This is a genomic window from Longimicrobium sp., assembly GCF_036387355.1.
Lineage (GTDB): Bacteria > Gemmatimonadota > Gemmatimonadetes > Longimicrobiales > Longimicrobiaceae > Longimicrobium.
Genome location: NZ_DASVTX010000478.1, coordinates 1 through 4,409 on the forward strand (window position 1 = coordinate 1; position 4,409 = coordinate 4,409).

Consider the following 4,409-nt stretch of genomic DNA (forward strand, 5'->3'; position numbering starts at 1 on the left):
CGTGCCCGTCATGGAGATGTTCTTCGGCTACTGCGTGCCGCGACCGTACTGCACTGAGGAGGAAACCCAACCGGAGCCCGGCCGGCGGCTGTACGTGGAAAAGTACCACGTCGCCCAGTCGCACACCGTCACCGCGACGGAATACCCGGAACCCCTGCAGATCGACGCGCCCGCCAGCGTGGCGCCGGGCCAGCCGGTCACGCTTACGGTGCGCGGAGCAGGCGGGATGCGGCTGCGCTATCCGCGCCTGGACACGGCCGACGTGGGCTGGATGTGGTTCCCGGGCGACACCGCGGCGGTGCCGAACCCGGGCTGGCCCGAGGGTCCGTTCGACTGCTCCACCCCGGTGTGCACGTTCACCCCGCGAGAGGGCGGGCGCATGCTCATGTGGACGTGGGTGGAGGGCGCGCTCGTGGAAGCGTGGAGCGACGTCGTTCGGGTGCAAACCAACGACATGCTCCTGAACTGTCCCGATTCCGTCCAGCGCGGGATCTCCGCCACGTGCACTGTGAGCGCGGAACCAGGCGGTACTCTGTCCAAGATCATCTGGGAATTTACAGACTCGACCGGTACCACAACGGTCTCCGACTCGAGCGGGCGGCACTCGTGGTCCGGCCGGATGGCCGTTGGCGGCGCCGTGCATGTCACCGGCGAATTGGACGGGCTTTCACTTGTAAAAACCGCACACCTGCGTGTTACGCCGCGCACATGGCAAACGATCGCTCTGCGCGTCTACCAAGCACCTGGGCTACACCTTCCACTGCAGGTGGACAGCATCCACCATCTTGGGGACACCCATCTGGACTCGCTTACCACGTATCACATCAGGCGGATCGATGATGGCCCAAACCGTGGGTGGGCATACCTCGAGAACCCGATTCCGGAGATCGGTCAGCCCGTGCACATCAACGATGTCGCATTCGCGCCAGGAAGTGCTTGGTACAACCTCCAGACGGGGGGCAATTACACTCTGCCCAGCGGAGTGGTGGTTCCGAACGGCCGGTGCGACGCCCATCACATTCCAACCCTGAAGCAACTGACGCGCACACACGAGGGGCTCGGTTCTTCCCCGGGCTTCAACAGTCACTCGGACTCTTTCCGATGGTATTTACAAAACCAGAACCCCCAAGTGAGATTCGAGAAACTTATCATGCCTCCTGGGGTCGAGGGTTGGGGACTCGGCGACCTGGTCGAAGCTACATACGCAGACGTTACGTCCCGACATGGCGGCAATCTCGAAGCATAAGCCCGCTGGAAGGACTGACCTTGCTGCATTCCCTTGCTACGCACGTCCCTGGTGGCCGTGATGCGGATTCTCAGAACCGAGGTGTTCACGATGAGAATGAAACTGGCCTGCGCACTTTTCCTTTTGTGCCTGCCGACAGTGGCGATCGCCCAGGCTGACCCTGGCAGTGTGCATCTGCGCAACGACTGCCGCCTCGCAACGCAGGTGCTGACCACCGGGCAGCCCAGGCCAAAGCTGCAATGGGCATCCCAGATGTACGACAGGTGTCCGGGATTCGCGGCCCAGGTAGCGAGTGCAATGCTCCGTGCACGCACATCAACGGATACGGCCTACCTCAACGCGATCACATTCCCGGCGAACCAGCTTCAGGACAGAGCGGTCTTCGAAGCAGCCCTGGAGATCTCTGCCGACCGGGGCGCGAGCATTCCGGCCAGGGTGTACGCGAACCGGGTGCTCTACTGGATCCGGTTCCCGAGTGCCGGCACGGACTACACCACACTCGTAGACGTGGACGGTGATGGTCGTACGATCTGCACGCGCTATGGGCCGAGTTCGCATGCTTCCGTTCAGGTGATCCAGCCTCTCCCGACAGACTGGAGGGCTCGGATCCACGCGGTTACGTCGACGGTGATGCGCAACATGTCGGAGCCGAGCCCAGTTCGGCAAAGTGCTGTCTGCGTCGCGCTTACCACGCGCCCGGAGTAGCAGGCGTTCCTCAAGTTTTTCGCTGAACCGGACTCCCCAGTTGCGCAGCGGATTTTCCGGTCCGGCCCGTTGCGACTCGTTTAGGTCACTCGCGAGAGGCGAAGCCCGTGAACGGATCAAGCTGGTTGTGCGCTCTCATCGTTTCAGGGGTGCTTCTGACGCGTTCTGGATCGGCTTCTGCGCAGGCTGGCCGTGATTCCGTATACCATCGGAACGATTGCCGATTCGCAGAACAGGTTCTGCGTACCGGCAACCCGGCCCCGCATCTCGAGCGCGCATCCCAGATCGCGCGACGCTGCCCCAGCGCCGGCGAAGCGATCGCGCAGGGGATGCTCCGGGCTCGTACCGCGACGGATACCGCTTTCCTCGACAAACTGACTTTCCCGCTGATCGACCTCCGGGACGGACGTGTGTATGAGACAGCGCTCTCCATTGCGGGGGACAGGAGGGCGAGTGTGCCGGCGCGCGTTTTCGCGTTCCGCGCACTCGTCTGGACGCTCGAGCCCGGAGGGATGATCGACTACGTGGACCTGGTGGACGAGAGGAGGGATGACCGCCACCGGCGTTGCAACCCAGCCGGCGCCCATCTGCACTGGCGTCCGACGCTCGGAGCGCCGATCCCGGCCGATTACGAAGCACTGATCCACCGGCTTGCCGAAGCAACTGTCCAGGACACATCAGCGATGCGGCAGATCCGGCGGGCGGCTGCTTGTGCGAGACAACCGGCTCGTCCTGTGAGCGCTCGGTGAAGAAGGCAGCCCATCCATGCGCCGGGCGCTGCAGTGCAACTCCGAACCCAGAGATACATTGATCGGACGCGGGAAGCTCCTCGTTCTGATGCTGGTGGCGGGGTTGGTGATCCCCACACTTTCGCTCGCGCAAGCGTTGGAGGAGAACGACCTACATCGGCGCAACAACTGCCGACTTGCCGAACAGGTAATCCGCACAGGCCACCCGGCGAACAAGATGCAGTGGGCATGGCAGTACATTGGGCTGTGTCCAGCCGCGCAACAGATCCCGTTGCTGCTGGACCGGATACAGCAGGCCCGGCAGTCGCCGGACTCCGCGCTGGCGCACGACGCCATGCTGCGGCTCAGCACGCTTCAGGATGGCACCCTGTTTCGTGCGGTTCTGAACGTCGCCGGTGACCGCCAGTCGACGGTGACCGCCCGGATTCATGCATTCATGGCTCTGGCGGCGGTCTCAGACCCGACCAGCTATCCGCGGTACGAGGCATTCGTCCAGATGGGGCAGTTGCCGGAAGGTAGTGTGGGAGTCTGCACGGTGATGCGATCGCACCACCTTTTCCGAGAGCCCGGCCCCACGCCGCTTCCGGCTGATTATCGTTCGCAGATTGTTGCGCTCGCACGGCGGGTGGCCGCGGACCCCACGGAAGCAAGGGAGGTCCGAGGCGCCGCGCGCTGCCTCACGTAGTCGCCGTTCCAGCGGATGCTGCACGCGGGGTATGCATAGGACGGCGAAGGCCCCGCATCCACAGGAGATGCGGGGCCTTCGTCGTGTGCGCCTACGCGGTGGCGAGGTGGGGGTTCCCGTGCGGCGCCGCGGAGTCACCTGGGCGGGCGCCGTCGACGGCGCCGGACGCGGGGGCGCGGCGCGGCGGGATGACCAGCACGGTGCAGGGGGCGTGGCGCAGAACCGTTTCCGCCACGCTCCCCAGCAGCCAGCGCGTGGCGCCGCGCCGGGCGTGCGTGCCCAGCACCAGCAGGTCCGCGCACCATGCGCGCGCCTCGTGCCCGATCACGTAGGCGGGCTCGCCAAAGCGCACGCACGGGCGCGGAACCCGGCCGTCCACGGCGTGCGCGGGAAGCACGTCCGCCAGTTCCTCCAGCGCGGCGGCGATCTGCTCCTCGGCCGTGTCCGCCGTCTCGCCCGGCGCGGCGGGCGGCATGGCGTGCAGCGTCCGTACGGCCGCGCCGGGCGACGCGATCAGGCAGGCCAGCCGCAGCCCTTCCCGGTGCGCGGCCAGCGATGACGCCGACAGGTCGGTGGTCAGCAGAACGCGCTCCAGCGCCGGCTCTCCGTGCACCACCAGCACGGGAACGGTGGTGGCGCGCAGCACGTGCTCCGCCGTGGTGCCCAGCAGAAATCCGCTCACCCGCCCGCGCCGGGTGGGCGCCAGCAGCAGCAAGTCCGCGTGGTGATCTGCCGCCAGGCGGGGAAGCACTTCGTCGGGCCTGCCCCACGGCGCGTGGCAGACGATGTCCGGGTGCGGGCTCGCGGCCCACGCTTCCCGCCGCAGCCGCTCCCGCACGGCGCGCTCCAGAATGCCGGCCGGGCCCGCTCCCGCGCGCGCCTGGTGCAGCAGCGTGTGTTCATCCGGATGACAGACGTGCACCAGGTGCAGGCGCGCGCCGATCCGCGCCGCGAGTTCGATCGCGGGGCGGATGACGGGATCGTTGCCGTCGAGCGTCGCCACGCCGGCGACCAGGGTGCGTGC

General features: G+C 66.4%; 4 protein-coding genes. 3 read left to right on the forward strand and 1 reads right to left on the reverse strand.

The features are described 5' to 3' along the window. The 3 genes from VF665_RS20640 to VF665_RS20650 form a co-directional block, all read left to right on the forward strand. Nucleotides 1-1,246, forward strand: a 1,246-nt coding sequence (locus VF665_RS20640) for a hypothetical protein (RefSeq protein ID WP_331055354.1), incomplete at its 5' end; no start/stop codon positions are given. A gap of 60 nt (nucleotides 1,247-1,306) precedes the next feature. Next, on the forward strand, nucleotides 1,307-1,951 hold the full coding sequence (locus tag VF665_RS20645; protein WP_331055355.1) for a hypothetical protein: 645 nt from the start codon (nucleotides 1,307-1,309) through the stop codon (nucleotides 1,949-1,951). Between the two features lie 765 nt (nucleotides 1,952-2,716). After that, nucleotides 2,717-3,385 carry a hypothetical protein gene (locus VF665_RS20650; protein ID WP_331055356.1) on the forward strand — a complete coding sequence of 223 codons (669 nt, stop codon included), beginning with the start codon at nucleotides 2,717-2,719 and terminating at the stop codon, nucleotides 3,383-3,385. A 91-nt stretch (nucleotides 3,386-3,476) separates the two neighbouring features. On the opposite strand, the gene VF665_RS20655 is transcribed toward VF665_RS20650, so the two are convergent. Then, on the reverse strand, nucleotides 3,477-4,409 hold a 933-nt coding region (locus VF665_RS20655), incomplete at its 5' end, for a universal stress protein (RefSeq protein ID WP_331055357.1).

Bases quoted from the DNA above. Each gene is read 5' to 3' on its own strand.
- VF665_RS20645 (WP_331055355.1), top strand. From the start codon at position 1,307: ATGCGGATTCTCAGAACCGAGGTGTTCACGATGAGAATGAAACTGGCC.
- VF665_RS20650 (WP_331055356.1), top strand. From the start codon at position 2,717: ATGCGCCGGGCGCTGCAGTGCAACTCCGAACCCAGAGATACATTGATC.